34 protein-coding genes are annotated in these 25902 nt (G+C 61.8%); all 34 read right to left on the reverse strand.

What is annotated here, in order from left to right:
- Positions 1-65: 65 nt before the first annotated feature.
- Positions 66-1457, reverse strand: coding sequence for a 3-deoxy-7-phosphoheptulonate synthase class II (locus FHT09_RS08615; RefSeq protein WP_104604302.1), 1392 nt, complete (start codon positions 1455-1457; stop codon positions 66-68).
- Positions 1458-1505: 48 nt separating this feature from the next.
- Positions 1506-2024, reverse strand: coding sequence for a disulfide bond formation protein B (locus tag FHT09_RS08620; RefSeq protein WP_039523787.1), 519 nt, complete (start codon positions 2022-2024; stop codon positions 1506-1508).
- A gap of 324 nt (positions 2025-2348) precedes the next feature.
- Positions 2349-2732, reverse strand: a complete 384-nt coding sequence (gene rplQ / locus FHT09_RS08625) for a 50S ribosomal protein L17 (protein ID WP_003486665.1) — start codon at positions 2730-2732, stop codon at positions 2349-2351.
- A gap of 180 nt (positions 2733-2912) precedes the next feature.
- Positions 2913-3911 carry a DNA-directed RNA polymerase subunit alpha gene (gene rpoA, locus FHT09_RS08630; protein WP_002811635.1) on the reverse strand — a complete coding sequence of 333 codons (999 nt, stop codon included), beginning with the start codon at positions 3909-3911 and terminating at the stop codon, positions 2913-2915.
- 53 nt (positions 3912-3964) lie between these two features.
- Positions 3965-4591 carry a 30S ribosomal protein S4 gene (rpsD, locus tag FHT09_RS08635; protein WP_002811641.1) on the reverse strand — a complete coding sequence of 209 codons (627 nt, stop codon included), beginning with the start codon at positions 4589-4591 and terminating at the stop codon, positions 3965-3967.
- 15 nt (positions 4592-4606) lie between these two features.
- Positions 4607-4999, reverse strand: a complete 393-nt coding sequence (gene rpsK / locus FHT09_RS08640) for a 30S ribosomal protein S11 (RefSeq protein WP_003486671.1) — start codon at positions 4997-4999, stop codon at positions 4607-4609.
- A gap of 10 nt (positions 5000-5009) precedes the next feature.
- Complete coding sequence (gene rpsM, locus FHT09_RS08645; protein ID WP_003486672.1) at positions 5010-5366, reverse strand: 30S ribosomal protein S13; 357 nt, start codon at positions 5364-5366, stop codon at positions 5010-5012.
- Positions 5367-5698: 332 nt separating this feature from the next.
- A complete protein-coding gene (gene secY / locus FHT09_RS08650; RefSeq protein ID WP_016900648.1) occupies positions 5699-7066 on the reverse strand; it encodes a preprotein translocase subunit SecY in 1368 nt (455 codons plus the stop codon).
- 7 nt (positions 7067-7073) lie between these two features.
- Entirely contained in the window at positions 7074-7517 is a 444-nt protein-coding gene (gene rplO / locus FHT09_RS08655; RefSeq protein WP_016900650.1) for a 50S ribosomal protein L15, read from the reverse strand.
- Positions 7518-7521: 4 nt separating this feature from the next.
- The gene (gene rpmD / locus FHT09_RS08660; RefSeq protein WP_024938563.1) at positions 7522-7713 is read right to left on the reverse strand and encodes a 50S ribosomal protein L30; all 192 of its coding nucleotides are present in this window, start codon (positions 7711-7713) and stop codon (positions 7522-7524) included.
- Positions 7706-8248 carry a 30S ribosomal protein S5 gene (gene rpsE, locus FHT09_RS08665; RefSeq protein WP_003486682.1) on the reverse strand — a complete coding sequence of 181 codons (543 nt, stop codon included), beginning with the start codon at positions 8246-8248 and terminating at the stop codon, positions 7706-7708. Before rpsE ends, rpmD begins: the two co-directional genes overlap by 8 nt.
- A gap of 159 nt (positions 8249-8407) precedes the next feature.
- Complete coding sequence (rplR, locus tag FHT09_RS08670) at positions 8408-8767, reverse strand: 50S ribosomal protein L18 (protein ID WP_016900655.1); 360 nt, start codon at positions 8765-8767, stop codon at positions 8408-8410.
- Positions 8768-8857: 90 nt separating this feature from the next.
- Positions 8858-9385, reverse strand: coding sequence for a 50S ribosomal protein L6 (gene rplF / locus FHT09_RS08675; RefSeq protein ID WP_104532919.1), 528 nt, complete (start codon positions 9383-9385; stop codon positions 8858-8860).
- A gap of 15 nt (positions 9386-9400) precedes the next feature.
- Positions 9401-9799, reverse strand: a complete 399-nt coding sequence (rpsH, locus tag FHT09_RS08680; protein ID WP_006450641.1) for a 30S ribosomal protein S8 — start codon at positions 9797-9799, stop codon at positions 9401-9403.
- 205 nt (positions 9800-10004) lie between these two features.
- Positions 10005-10310, reverse strand: coding sequence for a 30S ribosomal protein S14 (gene rpsN, locus FHT09_RS08685; RefSeq protein ID WP_005917137.1), 306 nt, complete (start codon positions 10308-10310; stop codon positions 10005-10007).
- Positions 10311-10328: 18 nt separating this feature from the next.
- Positions 10329-10871, reverse strand: a complete 543-nt coding sequence (gene rplE, locus FHT09_RS08690) for a 50S ribosomal protein L5 (RefSeq protein ID WP_010371090.1) — start codon at positions 10869-10871, stop codon at positions 10329-10331.
- Positions 10872-10882: 11 nt separating this feature from the next.
- A complete protein-coding gene (gene rplX, locus FHT09_RS08695; protein ID WP_003486696.1) occupies positions 10883-11200 on the reverse strand; it encodes a 50S ribosomal protein L24 in 318 nt (105 codons plus the stop codon).
- Between the two features lie 15 nt (positions 11201-11215).
- Positions 11216-11584, reverse strand: coding sequence for a 50S ribosomal protein L14 (gene rplN, locus FHT09_RS08700; RefSeq protein ID WP_003486699.1), 369 nt, complete (start codon positions 11582-11584; stop codon positions 11216-11218).
- A 14-nt stretch (positions 11585-11598) separates the two neighbouring features.
- The gene (gene rpsQ / locus FHT09_RS08705; protein ID WP_016900663.1) at positions 11599-11868 is read right to left on the reverse strand and encodes a 30S ribosomal protein S17; all 270 of its coding nucleotides are present in this window, start codon (positions 11866-11868) and stop codon (positions 11599-11601) included.
- An 11-nt stretch (positions 11869-11879) separates the two neighbouring features.
- Positions 11880-12065 carry a 50S ribosomal protein L29 gene (rpmC, locus tag FHT09_RS08710; RefSeq protein WP_006450638.1) on the reverse strand — a complete coding sequence of 62 codons (186 nt, stop codon included), beginning with the start codon at positions 12063-12065 and terminating at the stop codon, positions 11880-11882.
- Positions 12065-12478 carry a 50S ribosomal protein L16 gene (rplP, locus tag FHT09_RS08715; RefSeq protein WP_011036127.1) on the reverse strand — a complete coding sequence of 138 codons (414 nt, stop codon included), beginning with the start codon at positions 12476-12478 and terminating at the stop codon, positions 12065-12067. Before rplP ends, rpmC begins: the two co-directional genes overlap by 1 nt.
- Before the next feature lie 5 nt (positions 12479-12483).
- A complete protein-coding gene (rpsC, locus tag FHT09_RS08720) occupies positions 12484-13218 on the reverse strand; it encodes a 30S ribosomal protein S3 (protein WP_024938565.1) in 735 nt (244 codons plus the stop codon).
- Between the two features lie 17 nt (positions 13219-13235).
- A complete protein-coding gene (gene rplV / locus FHT09_RS08725) occupies positions 13236-13571 on the reverse strand; it encodes a 50S ribosomal protein L22 (protein ID WP_002811686.1) in 336 nt (111 codons plus the stop codon).
- A 12-nt stretch (positions 13572-13583) separates the two neighbouring features.
- On the reverse strand, positions 13584-13853 hold the full coding sequence (gene rpsS / locus FHT09_RS08730) for a 30S ribosomal protein S19 (RefSeq protein WP_005993369.1): 270 nt from the start codon (positions 13851-13853) through the stop codon (positions 13584-13586).
- 6 nt (positions 13854-13859) lie between these two features.
- A complete protein-coding gene (gene rplB, locus FHT09_RS08735) occupies positions 13860-14687 on the reverse strand; it encodes a 50S ribosomal protein L2 (RefSeq protein ID WP_003486715.1) in 828 nt (275 codons plus the stop codon).
- A 10-nt stretch (positions 14688-14697) separates the two neighbouring features.
- Entirely contained in the window at positions 14698-14997 is a 300-nt protein-coding gene (rplW, locus tag FHT09_RS08740; RefSeq protein WP_002811694.1) for a 50S ribosomal protein L23, read from the reverse strand.
- On the reverse strand, positions 14994-15599 hold the full coding sequence (rplD, locus tag FHT09_RS08745; RefSeq protein ID WP_016900669.1) for a 50S ribosomal protein L4: 606 nt from the start codon (positions 15597-15599) through the stop codon (positions 14994-14996). Before rplD ends, rplW begins: the two co-directional genes overlap by 4 nt.
- A gap of 12 nt (positions 15600-15611) precedes the next feature.
- Positions 15612-16262 (reverse strand): 50S ribosomal protein L3, encoded by a 651-nt coding sequence (gene rplC / locus FHT09_RS08750; RefSeq protein ID WP_006450633.1) that lies wholly within the window; start codon positions 16260-16262, stop codon positions 15612-15614.
- Between the two features lie 11 nt (positions 16263-16273).
- On the reverse strand, positions 16274-16585 hold the full coding sequence (rpsJ, locus tag FHT09_RS08755) for a 30S ribosomal protein S10 (protein WP_003486723.1): 312 nt from the start codon (positions 16583-16585) through the stop codon (positions 16274-16276).
- 460 nt (positions 16586-17045) lie between these two features.
- Positions 17046-18236, reverse strand: coding sequence for an elongation factor Tu (gene tuf / locus FHT09_RS08760; RefSeq protein WP_104538414.1), 1191 nt, complete (start codon positions 18234-18236; stop codon positions 17046-17048).
- A 48-nt stretch (positions 18237-18284) separates the two neighbouring features.
- Positions 18285-20402, reverse strand: coding sequence for an elongation factor G (gene fusA, locus FHT09_RS08765; protein ID WP_053045361.1), 2118 nt, complete (start codon positions 20400-20402; stop codon positions 18285-18287).
- A gap of 137 nt (positions 20403-20539) precedes the next feature.
- Positions 20540-21007 carry a 30S ribosomal protein S7 gene (rpsG, locus tag FHT09_RS08770; protein WP_005993356.1) on the reverse strand — a complete coding sequence of 156 codons (468 nt, stop codon included), beginning with the start codon at positions 21005-21007 and terminating at the stop codon, positions 20540-20542.
- A gap of 12 nt (positions 21008-21019) precedes the next feature.
- A complete protein-coding gene (gene rpsL / locus FHT09_RS08775) occupies positions 21020-21394 on the reverse strand; it encodes a 30S ribosomal protein S12 (protein WP_002811712.1) in 375 nt (124 codons plus the stop codon).
- Between the two features lie 221 nt (positions 21395-21615).
- Positions 21616-25830, reverse strand: coding sequence for a DNA-directed RNA polymerase subunit beta' (gene rpoC, locus FHT09_RS08780; protein ID WP_039524480.1), 4215 nt, complete (start codon positions 25828-25830; stop codon positions 21616-21618).
- Between the last annotated feature and the right edge of the window lie 72 nt (positions 25831-25902).

Below are 25902 nucleotides of genomic sequence, written 5' to 3' on the forward strand. Positions count from 1 at the left end.
AAAGAGGGATGGCTGCAGCATCATGCCGCACGCGGCATGAGCATCACGTCATGCGCACGGTGACATCACGCGCCCAGCGGCTGCGACGCCACCTGCTGTTGCTTGCGCACGATCGCCATTGCGATTTCCAGCGACTGCTCGTAGTTCAAACGCGGATCCACGCTGGAACGGTAGGCTCGCTCCAGATCGCGCTCGGTCAGCTCGCGCGCACCACCGGTACATTCGGTGACGTCTTCGCCGGTCAGTTCCAGATGTACCCCGCCCAGCCGCGTCCCGGCTGCGGCATGCAGATCGAACGACAACTCGACCTCGCTGCGGATATTGTCGAAACGCCGTGTTTTATAGCCATTTCCTGTGCTTTCGGTATTGCCGTGCATCGCATCGCATACCCATAACACCCGACGCCCATCGCGCTTGACCGCCTCCAGCAGCGGCGGCAACCTCTCGGCGATCTGCGCCGCACCCATGCGATGGATGAAGCTCAGGCGGCCGGGTTCGTCTTCCGGGTTGAGCACGTCGATCAGACGCAACAGCTGATCCGGCTGCACCGATGGCCCCACCTTGATCGCGATCGGGTTACGCACGCCACGCAGGTATTCCACATGCGCGCCATCCAGCGCGGCAGTACGCATGCCGATCCACGGGTAATGCGTGCTCAGGTTGAACCAACCCCACTGGCGCGGCACCTGCCGGGTCAGGCCTTCCTCGTACGGCAGCAACAGCGCCTCGTGCGAAGTGTAGAAGTCGATGCGGTTGAGGTTGTAGACCTCCGCGCCGGACAGGGTCTCCATGAAGCGCACCGCATCGCCGATCGATGCCACCATCTTCTGGTAGTCCGCCGCCAGCGGCGAATACCCTACCCAGTCCAGATTCCAGTATTCGGGATGGTGCAGGTCGGCAAAGCCGCCGTCGATCAGGGCGCGTACGAAATTCATCGTCATCGCCGAGCGCGAGTGCGCGGTGATCATGCGCTGCGGATCCGGCACGCGCGCCGCTTCGGTGAAGGCCGGCGCGTTGATCACATCGCCGCGGTAGCTCGGCAAGGTCACCCCGTCGCGGGTTTCGGTGTCGGCCGAACGTGGCTTGGCGTACTGCCCGGCAAAGCGCCCTACCCGCACTACCGGCAGGTGCAGGCCGTGCACCAGCACCAGGCTCATTTGCAGCAGCACTTTCAGGCGATTGGAGATCGTGCCCGATTCGCAATCGCTGAAATTCTCGGCGCAGTCGCCGCCCTGCAGCAGGAAGCGCTTGCCTTCCTGCGCCTCTGCCAGCTGGCGCTTGAGCGCGAAGATTTCCCAGGAGGTCACCAGCGGTGGCAACTGCCGCAACTCGCCCAGCGTGTGTTCCAGCGCAACGGCGTCCGGGTAGACCGGCATCTGCAACGCCGGACGCTGCCGCCAGCTCTGCGGCGACCAGTGGTCTGCCTGGTTGACGGACGAATGAGGGGAAGCGGACATCGTGAACTCCAGAAATCTCGGGCGCCGGCCAGCGCCGGAACGAAACGATCAGAACAATTTACGCGGACCACGCTGCTTGAAGCCGGCATACAGCGCCCATAGCGCCAGGCCCACGAACCACAGCATGCTCCACATCGGCATGCTCAGGCCCAGAAAGCGCCAATCGATATTGCCGCAGTCGCCGGTGCCGGTCAGCACGGTGCGGAACACTTCGAACGGCCCCATCGTCTCGCTCAAAAAGCTCAACGGCGGTCCGCACGAAGACATCATGTCCTTGGGCCGGATCTGCACCCAGACATGCCGCGCCGCGATGCCCATGCCGACGCCGGCAGCAATGAAGCTCAGCACGCCATAGAGCTTGCGCGTGCCCGCTGCGCGCGGCCCATGCAACGCGCCCAGCAGAAACAACACCGCCAGTGCCGCAAAGGCGATCCGCTGGAAGATGCATAGCGGGCAAGGCTCAAGCCCAAGATGCAGCTGCACGTAGATCGCATAGGCAAGCAGTCCTGCGCATGCAAGAAAGCCCAGCAGAAACTGCGCCCGGAAACCCCAACGAAATGGATTCATCGCTACCGCTTGCCTAGGATCGAATGCCCGATTATCAGCCATCGCTGCCGTGGTGACCACGGAGGCCTGCATCGGGCAGGTCGCACGTCACCACGTCCTGTACAGCCATGCATGCCGAAAGTCACGCGTCACCTTGTAAATGGGCGGACGCCGCCCGGTCGCGACCATCCTTGCGGCGACTTTTCGACCTTCCTCGGTTCCTGCACGTCCGTGCACTGTACTTCTGCAAGCGCGAGCCGAGATCGACCGGCACTGTTCCGGACCGCAATGAAAAAGCCCGGCGCTAGCCGGGCTTTTTGAGAATCTTTGCGAAGAGCGAACCGATTACTCGGCCACTTCCTCGGCGACGACCGGACGGTCGACCAGCTCGACATACGCCATCGGCGCATTGTCACCGGCACGGAAGCCGGCCTTCAGGATGCGCAGGTAGCCGCCGGGACGGGTCGCGTAACGCGGGCCCAGCTCGACGAACAGCTTGCCCACTGCTTCCTTGTCGCGCAGACGCGCGAACGCCAGACGACGATTGGCAACGCCATCGACCTTGCCGATGGTGATCAGCGGCTCGGCGACGCGACGCAGTTCCTTGGCCTTCGGCAAGGTGGTCTTGATCAGCTCGTGCTTGAACAGCGACGCGGCCATATTGCGGAACATGGCTTCGCGGTGCGCGCTGGTGCGGTTGAATTTACGACCGGATTTCTGGTGACGCATGAGTGTGATTTCCTAAGGAATGTTGAGACTGCTTCAGAGACGTTGTCGCCATCCTGGCGCTGTTGAATGGACTGCGGTTGGTCCGAGCCGGCCGTCCTTTGACCGGATGTCACCGCGGGCTTTGGCCCGTCGATGTAAAAAAGCAGCATGGGCGCCCGAAGACGCCCATGCGGTGATGCATCAACCAAGCATGCCGTGCTGGGCGACACCGGCCGGCGGCCAGTTCTCCAGCTTCATGCCCAGTGCAAGGCCGCGCTGTGCCAGCACTTCCTTGATTTCGGTCAGCGACTTCTTGCCAAGATTCGGGGTCTTGAGCAGCTCCACTTCGGTCTTCTGGATCAGATCGCCGATGTAGTAGATGCTCTCGGCCTTCAGGCAGTTGGCCGAACGCACGGTCAGCTCAAGGTCGTCGATCGGGCGCAGCAGCACCGGATCCACGCCGCTGGCAGCCGGCTTGGCTGCACCGCGATCGCGGTGGGTGAAATCGCCGAACACCGACAGCTGATCGCTGAGGATGTCGGCGGCGGTGCGCACGGCTTCCTCGGCATCGATCGTGCCGTTGGTTTCGATATCGATCACCAGCTTGTCGAGGTCGGTGCGCTGTTCAACGCGCGCAGCTTCCACGGCATAGGCAACGCGACGCACCGGCGAGAACGACGCATCCAGCATCAGACGACCGATGGTGCGGGTCTCTTCGTCCGGACGACGACGCGCGGCAGCCGGCTGATAGCCGAAACCACGCTCGATCTTCAGGCGCATGTTCAGCGCCGTGTCCTTGGTCAGGTGGCAGATCACGTGGTCGCCGTTGATGATCTCGACGTTGTGATCGGTCCTGATGTCGGCCGCAGTGACCGTGCCCGGACCCTGCTTGGACAACGACAGCGTCGCGCTGTCGCCACTATGCATACGAATCGCCACGTCTTTCAGGTTGAGCAGGACGTCAAGCACGTCTTCCTGCAGCCCTTCGACCGTGGTGTACTCGTGCAGCACGCCGTCGATCTCGACCTCGGTGATCGCAAAACCCGGGATCGACGACAACAGCACACGACGCAGGGCATTGCCCAGCGTGTGCCCGTAACCGCGCTCCAAGGGCTCGATCACGACCTTTGCGCGATTGTCGGTAAGACGTTCGATCTGCGGACCACGGGGGCGCAGAACCTGGTTGGCGGTAACCGTCATGTTGCGGGGTCTCCTGCGAACCTCCGGCGGTGCCGGAGGCTCTCCAATGTGAATTACTTCGAATACAACTCGACGATCAGCGCTTCGTTGATATCCGAAGGCAGGTCAGCGCGATCCGGCACGGCCTTGAACACGCCGCTGAACTTCTTCGAATCGACTTCGACCCACGACGGCGTCATGTCGTGCTGCTCAGCCACGGTCAGGGCTTCCTGCACGCGGAGCTGCTTCTGTGCCTTTTCCGACAGCGTGATCGCATCGCCAGCCTTGATCTGGTACGAAGCCAGATTCACCGACTTGCCATTGACCAACACGCCACGGTGCGACACCAGCTGGCGCGCGGCCGGACGGGTGACGGCAAAGCCCATGCGGTAGCAAACGTTGTCCAGACGGGTTTCCAGCAACTGCAGCAGGTTCTCGCCGGTGTTGCCCTTCTTGGTCGAGGCCTTCTTGTAGTAGTTGCGGAACTGGCGTTCCAGCAGACCGTAGATGCGCTTGACCTTCTGCTTTTCACGCAGCTGGGTAGCGTAGTCGGAGAGCTTGCCTTTGCGAGCCGCGCCGTGTTGGCCGGGCTTCTGCTCAAGCTTGCACTTGGAGTCCAGCGCGCGCGCCGGGCTCTTGAGGGAAAGGTCGGCGCCTTCGCGGCGGGCGAGCTTACAGGTAGGACCGATATAACGAGCCATTTCTTATCGCTCCCTTTAGACGCGACGCTTCTTCGGCGGACGGCACCCGTTGTGCGGGATTGGCGTCACGTCGATGATGTTGGTGATCTTGTAGCCCACGTTGTTCAACGAACGCACGGCCGACTCACGGCCCGGACCCGGACCCTTGATACGCACTTCCAGCGACTTCACGCCGTAGTCGAGCGCAGCGCGGCCAGCCTTTTCGGCGGCAACCTGAGCAGCGAACGGGGTCGACTTGCGCGAACCACGGAAACCGGCGCCGCCGGACGTGGCCCACGACAGCGCATTGCCCTGGCGATCGGTGATGGTGACGATGGTGTTGTTGAACGAAGCGTGGACGTGAGCGACGCCGTCAGTGATGACGCGCTTGATCTTCTTCTTCGTTTTCTTTTCTGCTGGCTTTGCCATGATCTATCCCTTACTTCCTGATCGCCTTGCGCGGACCCTTACGGGTGCGGGCGTTGGTACGGGTGCGCTGACCACGCAGCGGGAGACCACGGCGATGACGCAGACCGCGATAGCAGCCCAGGTCCATCAGTCGCTTGATCGCGATACCGATTTCGCGGCGCAGGTCGCCTTCGACGACATACTTGCCGACCTCGGCGCGCAGGCGCTCGATTTCGGGTTCGGACAGATCACGAATCTTCGTGGTCGAGGTAACGCCTGCGGATTCGCAGAGCTTCTTCGAACGGGTACGGCCGATGCCGTAGATGCTTTGCAACCCGACCCAGACGTGCTTCTGGGCTGGCAGGTTGACGCCTGCAATACGCGCCATGACGCGATTCTCCAACTGAGTGATGGCCCGACAGCGCGCAGGCGCCATCCGGCAGGATGGATCAAAAGTGAACTCGGAATTGTAGCAAGGCCTCGGATTGCTTTGAAGCCCGTGGAACCGAAAGTTCCATGGACCCGGCGTGGGGAGTGTGCCCTCGCTCCGGCGCCGGACGATGTTGACCCAGAAAACCTCTCCGAATCGCCTGTACTACTCCCGCACAGGACCACCTCGTCACACCCGCGCGCGAGACGTCGCGCGAGCCGCCCTTCTGATCGGAAGATCTTGGCCCGGGAACCAGGCCGTCTTCACGCAATGAAGATCTAGTGTACCACTTAACTGCGCGCCAGACCGCCGCGCGAGCCGCCCTTGAGGTTGGCTTTCTTCAGCAGGCTCTCATACTGATGCGACATCAGATGGGCCTGGATCTGCGCGATGAAGTCCATCACCACCACCACGGCGATCAGCAACGACGTACCACCGAAGTGGAACGAGGTGCCCAGCTGCGTGCGCATGATTTCCGGCAGCAGGCAGACGATCACCAGATACAACGAACCCGCTGCGGTCAGACGTGTCAGCACGCCGTCCACGTAATCGGCCGTCGCCTTGCCCGGACGGATACCCGGAATCAACGCACCCGACTTCTTGAGGTTGTCCGCGGTTTCCTGCGAGTTGAACACCAGCGCGGTATAGAAGAACGCAAAGCCGATGATCAGTGCGGCGAACACCAGCATGTGCACCGGCTCGCCGGGCCCGAGTGCATTGGCGATCTTCTGCAGCCACGAACCCACGCCGCTGCCGGAAGCCGCCTGACCGGACCACATCGACAGCGTCGCCGGGAAAGCCAGGATGCTGGACGCGAAGATCGGCGGAATCACGCCTGCCATGTTGAGCTTCAGCGGCAGGAACGAGGTCTGGTTCATGTACGCATTGCGACCGCCCTGGCGGCGCGCGTAATTGACCGTGATACGTCGCTGCCCGCGTTCGACAAACACCACAAACAGCGTAAACGCCAGAATGGTGATGACGATCAGCAGCAGCGAGATGAAGCTCAGATTGCCTTCGCGGAAGGCCTCGACAGTCTGGATCGCCGCGGACGGAAGGCCTGCAACGATGCCGGCAAAGATGATCAGCGACACACCATTACCGATGCCACGCTCGGTGACCTGCTCGCCCACCCACATCAAAAAGATGGTGCCGGCGGTCAGTGCAATCACTGCGGTGAGCACAAAGCCCATGCCCGGCGCGTATACCACCGGAGCGCCACCAGGCGCGGTCTGGTTCTGCAGTGCCAGCGCGATACTGCCGCCCTGCACCACCGCCAGCAACACCGCACCGATGCGCGAATACTGGGTGATCTTGCGTCGGCCGGATTCGCCTTCCTTCTGCATCGCCTTGAGGGCGGGAAAGATGTGCGTGGCCAACTGGATCACGATCGATGCCGAGATGTACGGCATCACGTTCAACGCAAAAATACTGAACCGGTGCAGGGCGCCGCCCGAGAACATGTTGAACATGTCCACGATGCCGCCGCCCTGCGCCTGCATCAACGAAAGCATGGCATCGGGATTCACGCCCGGCACCGGCACATAGCAGCCGATGCGATAGACGATCAATGCCCCGAGGACGAACAGTAGCCGCTGGCGAAGTTCCGTGAACTTGCCGAGCCCGCCACCGAGGTTACCAATGCCAGCCTGCGCCATCTGCCGATTACTCCTCTACGCTGCCGCCGGCAGCTTCGATTGCCGCCTTGGCGCCCGCACTTGCGGCGACACCCTTCAGCACGAACTTCTTGCTCAGCTCGCCCTTCAGCACGATCTTCGCCTTCTTGGCGCGGCTTGGGACCAGATTGGCCGCACGCAGCGCTGCAAAGTCGATCTCACCTGCTTCCAGCTTGTCCAGCTGGTAGGACAACACTTCGGCACTGTCACGCGCCATCTTGGAGCGGAAGCCGATCTTCGGCAGACGGCGCTGCATCGGCGTCTGGCCGCCTTCGAAGCCGGCCTTGATCTTGCCGCCGCCCTTACGCGCGAACGAACCCTTGTGGCCGCGGCCGCAGGTCTTGCCAAGGCCGGAGCCGATGCCACGACCGACGCGGGTGCGCTCGGTACGGGCGCCGTCGGCGGGCTTGAGGTCATTGAGATGCAAAGTCATGGGATTAGTCCTCAACCTTGACGAGGTAGTGAACGGTATTGATCAGACCGCGAACCTGCGGGCTGTCCTTCAGTTCACGCACATCGTTGAGCTTATTCAGGCCCAACGCACGCACCGACAGGCGGTGACGCGACTGGGTTCCACGCAGGCCACGCACCAGGCGCACCTTCACGGTCTTGTTGGTGTCCTTAGCCATGGTTGAGCTCCTCCACCTTCTTGCCGCGCTTGGCCGCAACACGGGCCGGCGACTGCACTTCCGACAGACCCTTCAGGGTTGCACGGACCAGGTTGATCGGATTACGCGACCCAACCGCCTTGGCCAGCACGTTCTTGACGCCGACCGCTTCCAGCACGGCGCGCATCGCGCCGCCGGCGATGACGCCCGTACCTTCCGAAGCCGGCTGCATGTAGACGCGCGCTGCGCCATGGCCGGACTTGACGGCATGCCACAAGGTACCGTTGTTCAGATCGACAGTGGCCAGGTTCTTGCGCGCCTGCTCCATCGACTTCTGAATGGCGACCGGCACTTCGCGCGCCTTGCCATACCCGAAACCGACCTTGCCCAGACCATCGCCAACCACCGTCAGCGCGGTGAAGGTGAACTGGCGACCGCCCTTGACCGTCTTGCTGACGCGATTGACCGCGACCAGCTTTTCGATCATGCCATCGTCGACTTTCTCTTCGCGGTTACGGTCGCGATCACGACCCCGCGGTGCACGTTCTTCTGCCATCTTGATTCCTTGATTGATTGAGTATGTACGGCTCGGGGCCGCTTATGGTTGTGGAGTCACGCTGTGTTCCCGGCTCCGTTGCAAAAGAACGGGACGGTCCGGCATCTCCCCTGCCGGCGGTAACGCGGATGTGGCCGATGGCCACATCCGCAGCAGTGCTTAGAACTGCAGGCCGCCTTCGCGAGCTGCGTCGGCCAGCGCCTTGATACGGCCATGGTAGCGGTAGCCCGAGCGGTCGAATGCGACCTTCTCGATGCCGGCAGCCTTGGCGCGCTCGGCGATCAGCTTGCCGACCTTGACGGCCGCATCGCTGTTCTTGCCGTTCTTCAGGCCTTCCTTGACGTCGGCCTGCAGGGTGTTCGCCGCAGCGATCACCTTGGAGCCGTCGGCGGTGAAGACCTGCGCATACAGATGCTGGCCGGTGCGCAGCACCGACAGGCGAGCGACGCCCAGTTCACGGATGTGCGAACGGGTGGACTTGGCGCGACGCAGACGGGCGATGTTCTTGTTGATGCTCATGATATTTATCCTACGGAAGCTGAAGGAAGCAGGCTTTTGCATCGAAACGTCCGGCCATGGATGGACGGGCTCCTAGCAGAGGGACCTGCGTTACGCCTTCTTGGCTTCCTTGCGAATGATGACTTCACCGGCGTACTTCACACCCTTGCCCTTATAGGGCTCCGGCGGACGGAAACCGCGAATCTTGGCGGCGACTTCGCCGACGCGCTGCTTGTCGGCGCCCTGGACCAAGATTTCGGTCTGGGTCGGGGTCGACAGCGTGATGCCTTCCGGCGCCACGAACACCAGCGGATGCGAGAAGCCGAGCGCCAGGCTCAGATCCTTGCCCTGCATGGCGGCACGGTAACCGACGCCGACCAGCTCGAGCTTGCGCTCGAAGCCTTCGGACACGCCCTTGACCATGTTGGCCAGGATGGCGCGCACGGTGCCAGTAATGGCGATCTGCGACGGGTCGTTGGCCGACAGCGTGGCGACGTCGCCGTCGATGGCGATTTCCACGCCAACCGGCTTCGGCAGGGTCAGGGTGCCCTTCGGGCCCTTGACGCTGACCAGCTCGGGCTGGACGTTGAGTTCAACACCCTTCGGAAGGGAAACAGGCTTCTTGGCTACACGGGACATGATCGATTCCTTCCCTTAGGCCACGAAGCACAGGACTTCACCACCAACGCCGGCTTCGCGAGCCTGCGCATCGGTCATGATGCCCTTCGACGTGGAGATGATGGCGACACCCAGGCCACCCAGGACCTTGGGCAGCTCGGTCTTGCCGCGGTACTGGCGCAGACCCGAGCGCGAAAAACGCTTCAGGGTCTCGATGACCGGGCGGCCTTCGAAATACTTCAGCACGATTTCCAGCTCCGACTTGTTGTTCTCGGTCGCTGTCACGCGCAGGTCCGTGATGTAACCCTCGTCCTTCAGGACCTGGGCGATCGCGACCTTGATCTTGGACGACGGCAATTTCACCGTCTGCTTACCAACCGCGGCCGCATTCTTGATGCGTACCAGCAGGTCGGCGATGGGATCAGTCATGCTCATATGAGTACCTTTGAGTGCACCGATATCCGCTTTCGCGAAAATCTTGTGTTTTCCTGGGGATGGGCCAGGACCCTTTACGCCATGCCAGGCCCATGCGGGCAAGACAGAAGCGGAAGTATACGACAAAAGAGCCCGACTTGCGTCGGACTCCCTTGTTGAACAGAACCATCCTGTTCAAGCCGGCCGCGAACGGCCGGCAATGCTGTTACCAGCTTGCCTTGCGCAGGCCCGGAACGTCGCCGTTCATCGTGGCCTTGCGCAGCATGTTGCGACCCAGACCGAACTTGCGGTAGACACCGCGCGGACGGCCGGACAACTCGCAACGGTTGCGGTGGCGGCTCGGCGACGAATCGCGCGGCAGCTTCTGCAACTTGGTCGACGCATCGATCTTCTCTTCGTAGGACGCATCCTGACTGGAGAGGATCTTCTTCAGCGCATCACGCTTGCCGGCGAATTTCTTCGCCAGCTTTGCACGCTTGATATCGCGGTGGATCATGGAGGTCTTTGCCATTTCGGATGTCCTCGACGGTCAGTTACGGAACGGGAACTTGAACGCTGCCAGCAGCGCCTTCGCTTCCGCATCCGTCTTGGCGGTGGTGGTGATGGCGATATCCATACCGCGGATCGCGTCGACGGCGTCGAAGTCGATTTCCGGGAAGATGATCTGTTCCTTCACACCCATGTTGAAGTTGCCACGACCGTCAAAGGAACGACCGGAAACACCACGAAAGTCGCGCACGCGCGGCAGCGAGATGTTGATCAGACGATCCAGAAACTCGTACATCTTGGCGCGACGCAACGTGGTCTTGCAGCCGATCGGCCAACCGTCACGAATCTTGAACGATGCGACCGAAACGCGCGACTTGGTGACCACCGGCTTCTGACCGGAGATCTTGGACATGTCGGCGACCGCATTTTCCAGAATCTTCTTGTTGGTAGCCGCCTCGCCCACGCCCATGTTGAGCGTGACCTTGACCAGCTTCGGCACTTCCATCGGATTGGTGTAGCCGAATTCCTTCATCAGGGCCGGCACCACGTTTTCCTTGTAAAACTTTTCGAGACGAGTGTTCATGATCGCATTCCTCAGGCGTCGAGCGCCTCACCGCTGGAGCGGAACACACGCAATTTGCGTCCATCCTCCAGCACCTTGAAGCCAACGCGCTCGCCCTTGCCCGTCGCCGGGTTGACGATATTGACGTTGGAGATATGGATCGACGCTTCACGCTCGACCACGCCGCCGGCGACACCCGCCTGCGGGTTCGGCTTGGTGTGGCGCTTGATGACGTTGGCATTGGAGACGATCACGCGATCGCCGTCCACACGCACAACTTCACCCTGCTTACCCTTGTCCTTGCCGGTGTTGATGACGACCTGGTCGCCCTTCTTGATACGGTTAGCCATGTATATGTCCTCCGCTCACAGCACTTCGGGAGCGAGCGAGACGATCTTCATGAACTTCTCGGAACGCAGCTCGCGCGTCACCGGCCCGAAGATGCGGGTCCCGATCGGCTCCTGCTTATTGTTCAACAGCACAGCGGCGTTGCCATCGAAGCGGATCAGCGAACCGTCGGGACGGCGCACACCCTTGCGGGTACGCACCACGACGGCGTCGTAGACTTCGCCCTTCTTGACCTTGCCACGCGGAATGGCGTCCTTGACGGTCACCTTGATGATGTCGCCAATGTGTGCATAGCGGCGCTTGGAGCCGCCCAGCACCTTGATGCACATCACTTCCTTGGCACCCGAATTGTCGGCGACATCGAGGTAGCTCTGCATCTGGATCATGATTCAGATCTCCCTTATTCGGCCGAACGGGTGACGATTTCGACCACCCGCCAGTTCTTGGTCTTGGACATTGGAGCAATCTCGGTCACACGCACGACGTCGCCTTCGTTGCAGGCATTGTCGGCGTCGTGTGCGTGAAGCTTGGACGAGCGCTTGATGTACTTACCGTACAACGGGTGCTTGACCTGGCGCTCCACCAACACGGTGACCGTCTTGTCCATCTTGTTGCTGACGACACGGCCTTCGACCGTGCGCAGCGCTTGCTTTTCGTTGTTGTCGCTCATCGCGGCCGTCCTTACTTGGTGCTGCCGAGCAGGTACTTGACGCGAGCAATCTCGCGGCGCACCCGGCGGGTATCGTGGGTCTTCGGCAGCTGGCCGGTGACCTGCTGCATACGGAGCGAGAACTGCTCCTTACGCAGATCGGTCAGGTGGGCCTTCAGTTCGTCAGCCGACTTCTCGCGGAGTTGTTTGATATCCATCAGCGCACCGTCCGGGTCACGAAAGTGGTGGTCACCGACAATTTCGCGGCGGCAAGGCGGAACGCCTCACGTGCGATATCTTCGGGAATACCCTCGATTTCATAGATCATGCGGCCCGGTTGAATCTGCGCGACCCAGTACTCCACGTTGCCCTTACCGGAGCCCATGCGGACTTCGATCGGCTTCTTGGTGATCGGCTTGTCGGGGAACACACGGATCCACATCTTGCCGCCCTTCTTGACGTGGCGGCTGATCGTACGACGTGCTGCTTCAATCTGACGCGCGGTCAGCTGACCGTGCGCGGTTGCCTTGAGGCCGTACTCGCCGAAGCTGACGGCGTTTCCGCTCCATGCCAGGCCGTCGTTACGGCCCTTGTGCATCTTGCGATATTTGGTTCGCTTGGGTTGCAACATTGCCGTTACCTCGCTTCACGAGCCGGGCGCGAAGGACGGTCACCACGGTCGCCGCGATCGTTACGATCGTTGCGCGGGCTGTCGTCCTGCTTCTCCTGGCCAACCTGGGAGAAGTCGAAGACCTCACCCTTATAGATCCAGACCTTGATGCCGATGATGCCGTACGTCGTGGACGCCTCGGCAAAACCGTAATCGATGTCGGCACGTAGCGTGTGCAGCGGCACGCGGCCTTCGCGGTACCACTCCGAACGGGCGATTTCTGCACCGTTGAGGCGGCCAGCCACATTGACCTTGATGCCCAGGGCACCCAAGCGCATCGCGTTGCCGACCGAGCGCTTCATTGCGCGGCGGAACATGATGCGACGCTCAAGCTGCTGCGCGATCGACTCGGCGACCAGCTGCGCATCCAGCTCCGGCTTGCGCACTTCGGTGACGTTGATGTGGGCAGGAACACCCATCATCGCGCTCACTTCCTTACGCAGCTTTTCGATGTCCTCGCCACGCTTGCCGATCACCACACCCGGACGGGCGGTATGAATCGTCACGCGGGCGGTTTTGGCAGGGCGCTCGATCAAGATCTTGCTGATACCTGCCTGCGCGAGCTTCTTGCGCAGCATTTCACGCACTTTCAGGTCGGCTGCCAGGTAGGCGGCGAAGTCGGCCTTGCTTGCGTACCACTTGGAATTCCAATCCTTGGCGATGCCAAGGCGAATTCCAGTCGGATGAACTTTATGACCCATGGTCTTTTCCTTTCCGCTTACTTGGCGGCGCCGACAATCACAGTGATGTGACTGGTGCGCTTGAGGATGCGGGTACCGCGGCCTTTCGCCCGCGCCATGAAACGCTTCAGGGAGGGACCTTCATCAACCATGATGGTCTTGACCTTCAGCTCGTCGACATCCGCGCCCTGATTGTTCTCGGCATTGGCAATAGCCGACTCCACAACCTTCTTGATCAGGTGCGCAGCCTTCTTGTCCGAGAACTTCAGCAGATTGACCGCACGTTCGGCGGACAGTCCACGCACCTGGTCAGCGACCAGGCGGGCCTTCTGCGGGGAGATGCGCGCGGTGCGCAGGATTGCTTTCGCTTCCATCGTCATCTCTCCTTACCTGCTCGACTTCTTGTCGCCACCGTGACCCTTGAAGGTCCGGGTGACGGCAAATTCGCCGAGCTTGTGGCCGACCATATTCTCGTTGACGAGCACCGGAATGTGGTTCTTGCCGTTATGCACGGCGATGGTGATGCCTACCATTTCCGGCAGGATCATCGAACGGCGCGACCAGGTCTTGATCGGCTTCTTGCTACCCGCAGCGGACTCCACCTTCTTTGCAAGGTGGTGATCGACGAACGGGCCCTTCTTGAGTGAACGTGCCATGGTCGATTAGCCCCTACGATCGCGGACGATGAATTGCTGGGTGCGCTTGTTCTTGCGCGTCTTGTAACCCTTGGTCGGAACACCCCACGGGGTGACCGGATGCGGATTACCCTGGCCAGCCTTGGCCTCACCACCACCGTGCGGGTGATCGACCGGGTTCATGGCCGCACCGCGAACGGTCGGGCGAACACCGCGCCAGCGCTTGGCGCCAGCCTTGCCCAGCTTCTCGAGGTTGTGCTCGTCGTTACCGACTTCGCCGATGGTGGCGCGGCACTCGACCGGCACCTTGCGCATTTCGCCCGAGCGCAGACGCAGCGTGGCATAGATGCCTTCGCGAGCGACCAGCTGGACGGCTGCACCGGCAGCACGTGCGATCTGAGCGCCCTTACCCGGCTTCAGCTCGATACCGTGGACCGTCGTACCGACCGGGATGTTGCGCAGCGGCAGCGTGTTGCCGGTCTTGATCGGTGCGTTGGCACCGGCAATGACCTGATCGCCAGCCTTCAAGCCCTTGGGGGCGATGATGTAGCGACGCTCGCCGTCGACATAGCACAGCAGGGCGATATGAGCGGTACGGTTCGGATCGTATTCGATCCGCTCCACACGCGCCGGAATGCCTTCCTTGTTGCGCTTGAAGTCGATGATGCGGTAGTGCTGCTTATGACCACCACCGACGTGACGCACGGTGATGCGGCCATGGTGGTTACGACCACCGGACTTGCTCTGCGAGTCGAGCAGCGCCGCGTGCGGTGCGCCCTTGTGCAGATCGGGAGTAACCACGCGCACGGCGGAACGACGGCCGGGAGAGGTGGGTTTGAACTTCATCAATGGCATGGGATGGACCTCAGGCCTTGGCCGTTACGTCGATGGACTGACCATCAACCAGGCGGACGTACGCCTTGCGCCAATTGCCACGGCTGCCAGCACGGTTACGGAAGGACTTGCTCTTGCCCTTGACGTTGACCACGTTGACCGCTTTGACCTTGACGTCGAACAGCTGCTCAACCGCGGCCTTTACATCGGCCTTGGTGGCTTCGTTCGAAACTTCGAAGACATACTGGTTGGAAATTTCCTGCAGGCGCGCGGTCTTTTCGGAGACTCGCGGAGCACGCAGCACGCTGAAGATTTTTTCGTTGCTGCTCATGCCAGCCACTCCTCGACCTTCTTGACCGCATCGGCGGTGATCACGACCGTATCGGCCCCGACCAGAGCGACCGGATCCAGACCCTGCACATCACGCACCTGCACATACGGCAGATTGCGGGCGGACAGATACAGGTGCTCGGAGGCTTCCTCGGTGACGATCAGCGGGCGCTTGCCCACATCCAGCCCCTTCAGCTTCTCGATCAGACCCTGGGTCTTGGTGGTTTCGACGTCGAACGCATCGACGATCATCAGGCGACCCTGGCGATTAAGCTCAGAGAAGATCGCGCAGATGGCCGCACGGTACATCTTGCGGTTGACTTTCTGTTCGAAGCTGCGCGGCTTGGCCGCAAAGGTCACGCCGCCGCCGACGAAGATCGGAGCCGTCAATGCGCCATGACGCGCACCGCCGCCCTTCTGCTTCTTCGACTTCTTGGTCGTGCCCGCAACTTCCGAACGCGTCTTCTGTGCCTTGGTACCAGCGCGACCGGCATTGCGATAAGCGACGACGACCTGATGAACCAGATCTTCGCTGAATTCGCGACCGAACACGGCATCGGAGACCGAGACCTTGTTGTTGCTACCCGTGATAACGAGTTCCATCGTCATCTCTCCTTATGCCTTGCTCGCCGGACGGACGATCACGTCGCCACCAGCTGCGCCAGGCACGGCGCCGCGGATAGCAATCAGACCACGCTCGACGTCGACCTTGACCACTTCCAGGTTCTGCGTGCTTTGCTGCACGGCGCCCATGTGGCCCGACATCTTCTTGCCCGGGAAAACGCGACCCGGGGTCTGGCGCTGACCCAACGAACCCGGCGCGCGATGCGACAGCGAGTTACCGTGAGTTGCATCGCCCATACGGAAGTTGTAGCGCTTGATGGTGCCCTGGAAACCCTTACCCTTGGTGACGCCCTGGACGTCGACCTTCTGGCCGACCTCGAAGATGTCCGCCTTGATTTCGCCGCCGACGGCGAAATCGCCGAGCTGCGCATCTTCAACGCGGAATTCCCACAGGCCGCGACCCGCTTCCACCTTCGCCTTGGCGAAGTGACCAGCAGCCGGCTTGTTGACCAGCGCGGCACGACGGGCACCGACGGTAATCTGCACGGCGCTGTAGCCGTCAGCTTCGACGGTCTTGATCTGCGCGATGCGGTTTGGAGTTGCTTCGATCAGCGTGACCGGTACCGAGCGACCGTCTTCAGTGAAGACGCGGCTCATACCAGCCTTGCGGCCTACGAAGCCCAACGAATATTTCTTCGTCATGGTCGTAGTCCTCAGGTCAACTTGATCTGTACGTCGACGCCAGCCGCGAGTTCGAGCTTCATCAGCGCGTCCACGGTCTTGTCGTTCGGGTCGACGATATCGAGCACACGCTTGTGCGTGCGGGTTTCGTACTGGTCACGCGCATCCTTGTCGGCATGCGGGGATACGAGGATGGTGTAACGTTCGATCTTGGTCGGCAACGGGATCGGGCCACGCACTTGCGCACCGGTCCGCTTAGCCGTTTCGACGATCTCGCTGGCCGAACGGTCGATCAAACGATGATCGAACGCCTTCAACCGAATCCGGATCTTTTGTTCCGACATGACGGAAGCTTCCTTCGTTAAAAGAGCGACGGGCAAGGCCTCTGGGATACCTGCCCCAATATTCCTGACGTAGATGAATTCGCCGCGCATCCTGCTGGCGAGGGCATTTCCTCCGCCCAAAAACTGAGGCAGACCGGTAAACCGGCCTGCCCAGACGGAAAAGTATAGTGCGCAACAAGAGCACGGTCAACAACATGTGAGTTGTTGAGTGCTCCATGCGACGCGACCTTCCCGGTCTGGCGAACACGAGCGGCATCCTGCCGTTCTTTTCGCTGTAACTTGGCGCCCTACCCAGGGACACCGAGCCGCGCATTATAGCGGCGCAATTGTACTGGCGCAAGCGTCCTTCCCCATAAGGACGTCGGCGTGCCCACCCGACATGGCCCACAAAAAAAGGGCCGGCTTGCGCCGACCCTCTCTTTTGCAGATCCAGCGACCAAAGCCACCGGGCTGCAGGGACTTACTTGACGATCTTGGCAACCACGCCGGCGCCGACGGTACGACCGCCTTCACGGATGGCGAAGCGCAGACCTTCGTCCATCGCGACCGGGTTGATCAGGGTCACGACCATCTTCACGTTGTCGCCCGGCATCACCATCTCCACGCCTTCCGGCAGCTGGCAAGCGCCAGTGATGTCGGTGGTGCGGAAGTAGAACTGCGGACGGTAGCCCTTGAAGAACGGGGTATGACGGCCACCCTCATCCTTGGACAGCACGTACACTTCGGCCTCGAACTCGGTATGCGGCTTGATCGAACCCGGCTTGCACAGCACTTGGCCGCGCTCGACGTCGTCACGCTTGGTGCCGCGCAGCAGCAGACCGGCGTTGTCGCCTGCCTGACCCTGGTCCAGCAGCTTGCGGAACATTTCCACGCCGGTGACGGTGGTCTTCTGGGTGTCACGGATACCGACGATTTCGATTTCGTCGCCGACCTTGATGATGCCGCGCTCGATACGACCGGTCACCACGGTGCCGCGGCCGGAGATCGAGAACACGTCTTCGACCGGCATCAGGAACGGACGATCGACGTCACGGGTCGGCTCCGGAATAAACGAATCCAGCGCCTCGACCAGCTTCAGGATCGCCGGCACGCCGATCTCGCTCTGGTCGCCGTCCAGCGCCAGACGCGCCGAACCGTGGATGATCGGGGTGTCATCGCCCGGGAAGTCGTACTTGCTCAGCAGCTCGCGCACTTCCATCTCGACCAGCTCGAGCAGCTCGGCATCGTCGACCATGTCGGCCTTGTTCAGGAACACGACGATGTGCGGCACACCGACCTGACGCGAGAGCAGGATGTGCTCGCGGGTCTGCGGCATCGGGCCGTCGGCAGCCGAACACACCAGGATCGCGCCGTCCATCTGCGCCGCACCGGTGATCATGTTCTTGACATAGTCGGCGTGGCCGGGGCAATCGACGTGCGCGTAGTGACGGCTCGGGGATTCGTATTCGACGTGGGCGGTCGAAATCGTGATGCCGCGCGCCTTCTCTTCCGGCGCCGCATCGATCGCGTCATACGCCTTGAACTCGCCACCGAAACGCTCAGCACCGATCTTGGTCAGCGCGGCTGTCAACGTGGTCTTGCCATGGTCGACGTGACCGATGGTGCCGACGTTCACGTGCGGCTTGGTGCGCTCAAATTTAGCTTTTGCCATGACTAACTACCTCTAATTGAAAAATTTGTGAGAAGTGGCTGAGCGAACTCAGCCCTTCTTGGTGACGGCGTCGGCGATGTTGGCCGGTGCCTCTTCGTAGTGGTCGAATTCCATCGAGAACGTCGCACGGCCCTGGCTCATCGAGCGCAGCGAGGTCGCGTAGCCGAACATCTCACCCAGCGGAATCATCGCGTTGATGATCTTGCCCGACGGGCTGTCGTCCTGACCCTGCAACACGCCACGACGGCGGCTCACGTCGCCCATCACGTCACCCAGGTAATCCTCCGGGCTGACGATTTCGACCTTCATGATCGGCTCCAGCAACACCGGGCTGGCTTTCGCAAAGCCCTGCTTGAACGCCATCGACGCGGCCAGCTTGAACGCCATTTCCGAAGAGTCGACGTCATGGTACGAGCCGAATACCAGCTTGACCTTCACGCCCACCACCGGGAAGCCGGCGATCGGACCACTGGTGATCGTCTCGCGCAGACCCTTCTCAACCGAGGGGATGAATTCCTTCGGGATGATGCCGCCGGTGATGTCGTTGATGAAGAGGAAATCGTCCTTGACGTTGTCGCTCTTGCGGTCATCCTCGGTCATCGGCGACAGCTCGATCACCACGTGACCGTACTGACCCTTACCACCGGACTGCTTGGCATGCTTGTAGTCGGACTTGACGTCGGACTTGCGGATCGTTTCGCGGTAGGCCACCTGCGGCTTGCCGACGTTGGCCTCGACATTGAACTCGCGACGCATACGGTCGACGATGATGTCCAGGTGCAACTCGCCCATGCCCGAGATGATGGTCTGGCCGGATTCTTCGTCGGTCTTGACGCGGAACGAGGGATCTTCCTGTGCCAGACGGCCCAGGGCCATGCCCATCTTTTCCTGATCCGACTTGGTCTTGGGCTCCACCGCCATCGAGATCACCGGCTCCGGGAACACCATGCGCTCCAGGGTGATGACCTTGTCCTGCGCACACAGCGTGTCGCCGGTGGTGACGTCCTTCAGACCCACGGCAGCGGCGATGTCACCAGCGCGCACTTCCTTGATCTCTTCGCGATTGTTGGAGTGCATCTGCAGGATGCGGCCCACACGCTCTTTCTTCGACTTGACCGGGTTGTAGACCTGGTCGCCCGAGTTCAACGTGCCCGAGTAGACACGGAAGAACGTCAGCGAGCCCACGAACGGGTCGGTCATGATCTTGAACGCCAACGCCGAGAACGGCGCGGTATCGGTGGCAGGACGGGTGTCTTCCTTCTCGTCCTCGTCGATACCCGCAACCGGCGGACGGTCGGCCGGCGACGGCAACAGGTGCACGACGCCGTCGAGCATGGCCTGCACGCCCTTGTTCTTGAACGCCGAGCCGCAGAACACCGGCACGATTTCGACCTTCAGGGTGCGCTCGCGCAGACCCACCAGGATCTCTTCTTCGCTCAGGTCGCCCTCGTTGAGGTACTTGTCCATCAGGTCTTCGCTGGCTTCTGCAGCCGCCTCGACCATGAACGAACGCGCCTCGGTCGCGATCTCGACCAGATCGGCCGGGATGTCGCGGTATTCGAAGGTGGTGCCCTGCGATGCGGTATCCCAATGGATCGCCTTCATCTTGAGCAGGTCGACCACGCCCTCGAAGCCGTCTTCGGCACCGATCGGCACCTGCATCGGCACGGCATAGGCGCCCAGACGGGCCTTCAGCTGCTCGACGACCTTGTCGAAGTTGGCACCGGTACGGTCCATCTTGTTGACGAAGGCCATGCGCGGCACGGCGTACTTGTTGGCCTGGCGCCACACGGTCTCGGACTGCGGCTGCACGCCACCGACGGCGCACAGCACGAACACCGCGCCATCGAGCACGCGCAAGGAGCGCTCCACTTCGATGGTGAAGTCGACGTGCCCGGGGGTGTCGATGATGTTGAAGCGGTGCTGCGGCATGGACTTGTCCATACCCGACCAGAACGCAGTGGTCGCAGCGGAGGTGATGGTGATACCACGCTCCTGCTCCTGCTCCATCCAGTCCATCACTGCAGCGCCGTCATGGACTTCGCCGATCTTGTGACTGACACCGGTGTAGAACAGGATGCGCTCGGAAGTGGTGGTCTTGCCGGCATCGATGTGGGCCATGATGCCGAAGTTGCGGTAACGCTCGATAGGGGTGGTGCGGGCCACGGGGAGCCTCTCAATTTCTTGGATTTCGGATGGCCGAACGCCGCCTTTCGGCGGCCTTCGGATTGGATGCGACGCAAAACGCGTCGCAAACAGCACTCAGATGGTGCTGAAGGGCCCCGTTACCAAGGCCCACGAGGTCACCAGCGGTAATGTGCGAACGCCTTGTTCGCCTCCGCCATACGGTGCGTCTCTTCGCGCTTCTTGATCGCGCCGCCACGGCTTTCCGAGGCGTCCAACAGTTCTGCAGCCAGCTTGCGCGGCATGGTGTTCTCGCCACGCTTGCGCGCGGAATCGATCAACCAGCGCATTGCCAGCGCCATGCGACGGGAGGAACGCACTTCGACGGGCACTTGATAGGTAGCACCACCGACGCGACGCGATTTAACTTCGACAGCCGGGGCCACGTTGTCCAGTGCTTTTTGCACCAGCTCGACGGCATTCGGATTCTTTTCGCCAATGACGTCCATCGCGCCATAGACAATTTTCTCAGCAACCGACTTCTTGCCACTTTGCATCACCATATTGATGAAGCGGGCAATGGTTTCGCTGCCATGCTTTGGATCAGGCAGGACGGTGCGCTGCGGAGTAGAACCTTTACGGGACATTGGAGTGTTTCCTTAGCTCTTCGGGCGCTTGGCGCCGTACTTGGAACGACCTTGACGGCGCTTTGCGACGCCGGCGGCGTCCAGCGAACCACGGACGGTGTGATAACGCACACCGGGAAGATCCTTGACGCGGCCACCACGGATCAGGACCACGGAGTGCTCCTGCAGGTTGTGGCCTTCACCACCGATGTAGCTGATGACCTCTTCCTGGTTCGTCAGGCGCACTTTGGCAACCTTACGCAGGGCCGAGTTCGGCTTCTTCGGGGTAGTGGTATAGACGCGTGTGCAGACGCCACGGCGCTGCGGACACTTGTCCAGTGCCGGGGAGGCACTCTTGTAGGTGGTCGCTTGCCGAGGCTTGCGGACCAGCTGATTGATCGTCGTCATCAGTTGATTCTTCTGATTGAGAGGCCGAGACGGCCTTGCACGAAAACAAAGGCAGGCCGAAAAACGGCCCGCCGAGACAGGGAAGTATAGCTGGCAGGACGAAACTCCGTCAACTTCACGGAATTCTAACCCTGCTGGCCCATCCAAGGCCGGAAAACGGAGGGCCTCCTGCCCTCCTTTTCGCTTGGCTTACGGCGGTCTTGCGACCGCCGTCGGAGCGCTTACTCCTCGTCCGCGCCAGCGTCGGCCACGGCTGCGACCGGTTCGGCCACCGTCGGCTTGCCCGACAGCGTTTCCATTTCCGAGTCGGTCAGACCCGACGACTTGCGACGTCCGGCGTGATACGCCAGGCCGGTACCGGCCGGGATCAGACGACCCACGATCACGTTTTCCTTCAGACCGCGCAGGTTGTCGCGGGTGCCGCGCACGGCAGCCTCGGTCAGCACGCGGGTGGTCTCCTGGAACGAGGCCGCCGAGATGAACGACTCGGTGGCCAGCGAAGCCTTGGTGATACCCAGCAGCACCGGATCGTACTTGGCCGGCAGTTCGTTGCGCTTGACCAGGCGGGCATTTTCCTCGATGACGCGCTGGCGCTCGACCTGCTCGCCGTTGAGGAACTTGCTGGTGCCCTGGTCGGTGATCTCGACCTTACGCAGCATCTGGCGAGTGATCACCTCGATGTGCTTGTCGTTGATCTTCACGCCCTGCAGGCGGTACACGTCCTGGATTTCCTTGACCAGATACGCGGCCAGCGGCTCGACACCCAGCAGACGCAGGATGTCCTGCGGGCTCGGCTCGCCGTCCACCACGGTTTCGCCCTTGGTCACATGCTCGCCTTCGAACACGATGATCTGGCGGTACTTCGGGATCAGCTCTTCGTGTTCCGACCCATCGGTGTCCTTGATGATCAGGCGCTGCTTGCCCTTGGTGTCCTTACCGAAGCTGATGATGCCCGAACGCTCGGCCAGGATCGCAGGATCCTTCGGCTTGCGTGCTTCGAACAGGTCGGCAACGCGTGGCAGACCACCGGTGATGTCGCGGGTCTTGGACGCTTCCTGCGGGATCTTGGCAACCACGTCGCCCACGCCGACGGCGGCGCCGTCCTGCAGGTTGACAATGGAGCGCGGCGGCAACAGGTACTGGGCCGGCAGATCCGTATTCGGGATCGTCAGGTCGTTGCCCTTGCCATCGACGATGCGCACGATCGGGCGCAGTTCCTTGGCATGTGCACCGCGACGCTTCGGGTCGGTGATCTCGCGCGAGGCCAGACCGGTCAGTTCGTCGGTCTTCTCGATGACGGTGACGCCGTCGACGAAGTCGATGAAGCGGATGAAACCGGCCACTTCCGACACGATCGGGTGGTTATGCGGATCCCAGTTCGCCACGCCCTGCCCGGCCTTGACCGCATCCCCGTCCTTGGCGGTGATGGTGGCGCCGTAGGGCAGCTTGTAACGCTCGCGCTCGCGGCCATGGCCGTCGAGCACGGACAGTTCGCCCGAACGCGAGACCGCAACCAGCGCGCCGCTGGCGTGCGCCACCGACTTGAGGTTGTTGAACTTCACCGAACCGGTGGTCTTGACGGTGATGTTGTCCACCGCCGCCGCACGCGATGCCGCACCACCGATGTGGAACGTACGCATGGTCAGCTGGGTACCCGGCTCACCGATCGACTGGGCGGCGATGACACCGACCGCTTCACCGATGTTGACCTGGTGACCGCGTGCGAGGTCGCGGCCGTAGCAACGTGCGCACACGCCGAACGAGGACTCGCAGCTGATGGTCGAACGCACCTTCACCGACTGCACGCTGGCGTCTTCCAGCTTGGCAACCCAGGCTTCGTCCAGCAGCGTGTTGCGGGTGACGATCGGCTCTTCGTCGTTGCCCGGCAGGTAGACGTCCTCGGCCACCACACGGCCCAGCACGCGCTCCTTCAACGGCTCCACCACGTCGCCGCCTTCCACGATCGGGGTCATGATCAACCCTTCGGTGGTGCCGCAATCGACTTCGGTGATCACCACGTCCTGCGCCACGTCGACCAGGCGACGGGTCAGATAACCCGAGTTCGCGGTCTTGAGCGCGGTATCGGCCAGACCCTTACGGGCACCGTGGGTGGAGTTGAAGTACTCCTGCACGTTCAGGCCTTCGCGGAAGTTCGCCTTGATCGGCGTCTCGATGATCGAGCCATCCGGACGCGCCATCAGGCCGCGCATGCCGGCCAGCTGACGGATCTGCGCCTGCGAACCACGCGCACCGGAGTCGGCCATGATGTACAGCGAGTTCATCGACTTCTGGTCGATGGTCTCGCCCTTGGCATTTTCGACCTTTTCGGTACCGATGGTGTCCATCATCGCCTTGGCGATGCGCTCACTGGTACGCGACCAGATGTCCACGACCTTGTTGTAGCGCTCGCCGGCGGTGACCAGACCGGACTGGTACTGCTCCTGGATTTCCAGCACTTCGGCTTCGGCCTCGGTGAGGATGCCCTTCTTCTCGTCCGGGATCAGCATGTCGTCGATGCCGATCGACACGCCTGCGCGGGTCGCGTAGGCATAGCCGGTGTACATCAGCTTGTCGGCGAACACGACGGTGTCCTTCAAGCCCAGCAGACGGTAGCTGGAGTTGATCAGACGCGAGATGTTCTTCTTGGTCATCTCGGTGTTGGCCAACTGGAACGGCAGGCCTTCGGGCAGGATCTCGCTCAACAGCGCACGACCGACCGTGGTGTCCACGATCGAGGTGCCGCTGCTGCGCTTGCCGTCGGCTTCCACGTCCACCTGGGTGATGCGGACCTTGACCTTGGCGTGCAGTTCCACCACGCGGTTGTCGTAGGCGCGCTTCACTTCGCTGGTGTTGGCGAACACCATGCCTTCGCCCTTCTTGTTCTCCAGGGCGCGGCTCATGTAGTACAGGCCCAACACCACGTCCTGCGACGGCACGATGATCGGCTCGCCGTTGGCCGGCGACAGGATGTTGTTGGTGGACATCATCAACGCACGCGCTTCCAGCTGGGCTTCCAGCGAGAGCGGCACGTGGACGGCCATCTGGTCACCGTCGAAGTCGGCGTTGAACGCAGTACACACCAGCGGATGCAGCTGGATGGCCTTGCCTTCGATCAACACCGGCTCGAACGCCTGGATGCCCAGACGGTGCAGGGTCGGCGCACGGTTCAGCAGCACCGGATGCTCGCGGATCACTTCTTCCAGGATGTCCCAGACTTCGGCTTCTTCGCGCTCGACCAGCTTCTTGGCCGCCTTGATGGTGGTGGCCAGGCCGCGACGCTGCAGCTTGGCGAACACGAACGGCTTGAACAGCTCCAGCGCCATCTTCTTCGGCAGGCCGCACTGGTGCAGCTTGAGGTACGGACCGACGGTGATGACCGAACGACCGGAGTAGTCCACGCGCTTGCCGAGCAGGTTCTGGCGGAACCGGCCCTGCTTGCCCTTGATCATGTCGGCCAGCGACTTCAGCGGACGCTTGTTGGTGCCGGTGATGGCACGGCCGCGACGGCCATTGTCCAGCAGCGCATCGACCGACTCCTGCAGCATGCGCTTCTCGTTGCGCACGATGATGTCCGGCGCATTGAGCTCGAGCAGACGACGCAGACGATTGTTGCGGTTGATCACGCGGCGGTACAGATCGTTCAGATCCGAAGTCGCGAAGCGGCCGCCATCCAGCGGCACCAGCGGACGCAGATCCGGCGGCAGCACCGGCAGCACGGTCATGACCATCCACTCCGGACGGTTGCCCGATTCCAGGAAGGCTTCGATCAGCTTGATGCGCTTGGTGAGGCGCTTGAGCTTGGTTTCCGAACCGGTGCTGGCGATCTCCTCGCGCAGGCGGGTCATTTCCGACTGCAGGTCGATCGTGCGCAGCAGCTCGTACACGGCCTCGGCGCCCATGGCGGCGTCGAAGTCGTCGTTGTACTCCTGGCGTGCAGTCAGGTACTGCTCTTCGGTCAGCAGCTGGCGGCGCTCGAGCGGGGTCAGGCCCGGCTCGGTGACCACATAGGCTTCGAAGTACAGCACGCGCTCGATGTCACGCAGGGTCATGTCCAGCATCAGGCCGATGCGCGAGGGCAGCGACTTGAGGAACCAGATGTGCGCGACCGGCGAGGCCAGGTCGATGTGACCCATGCGCTCGCGACGGACCTTGGCCAGGGTGACTTCAGTGCCGCACTTTTCGCAGACAACGCCGCGGTGCTTCATGCGCTTGTACTTGCCGCACAGGCACTCGTAATCCTTGATCGGTCCGAAGATGGCGGCGCAGAACAGGCCGTCACGCTCGGGCTTGAAGGTACGGTAGTTGATGGTTTCGGGCTTCTTCACTTCGCCGTAGGACCACGAACGGATCAGGTCCGGCGATGCCAGCGCGATCTTGATCGCGTCGAAATCCAGCGTCTGGCGCTGTTGATTGAAGAGGTTGAGCAGGTCTTTCATTTGATATCTCCGGGTCGGAGGAATTTCGTAGCTGAGATGAAACCGAGGGCCTTACGTTCCGGATCCCGGCAC

The sequence above is a fragment of the Xanthomonas sp. CFBP 8152 genome (assembly GCF_014199025.1).
Classification (GTDB): Bacteria; Pseudomonadota; Gammaproteobacteria; order Xanthomonadales; family Xanthomonadaceae; genus Xanthomonas; species Xanthomonas arboricola_B.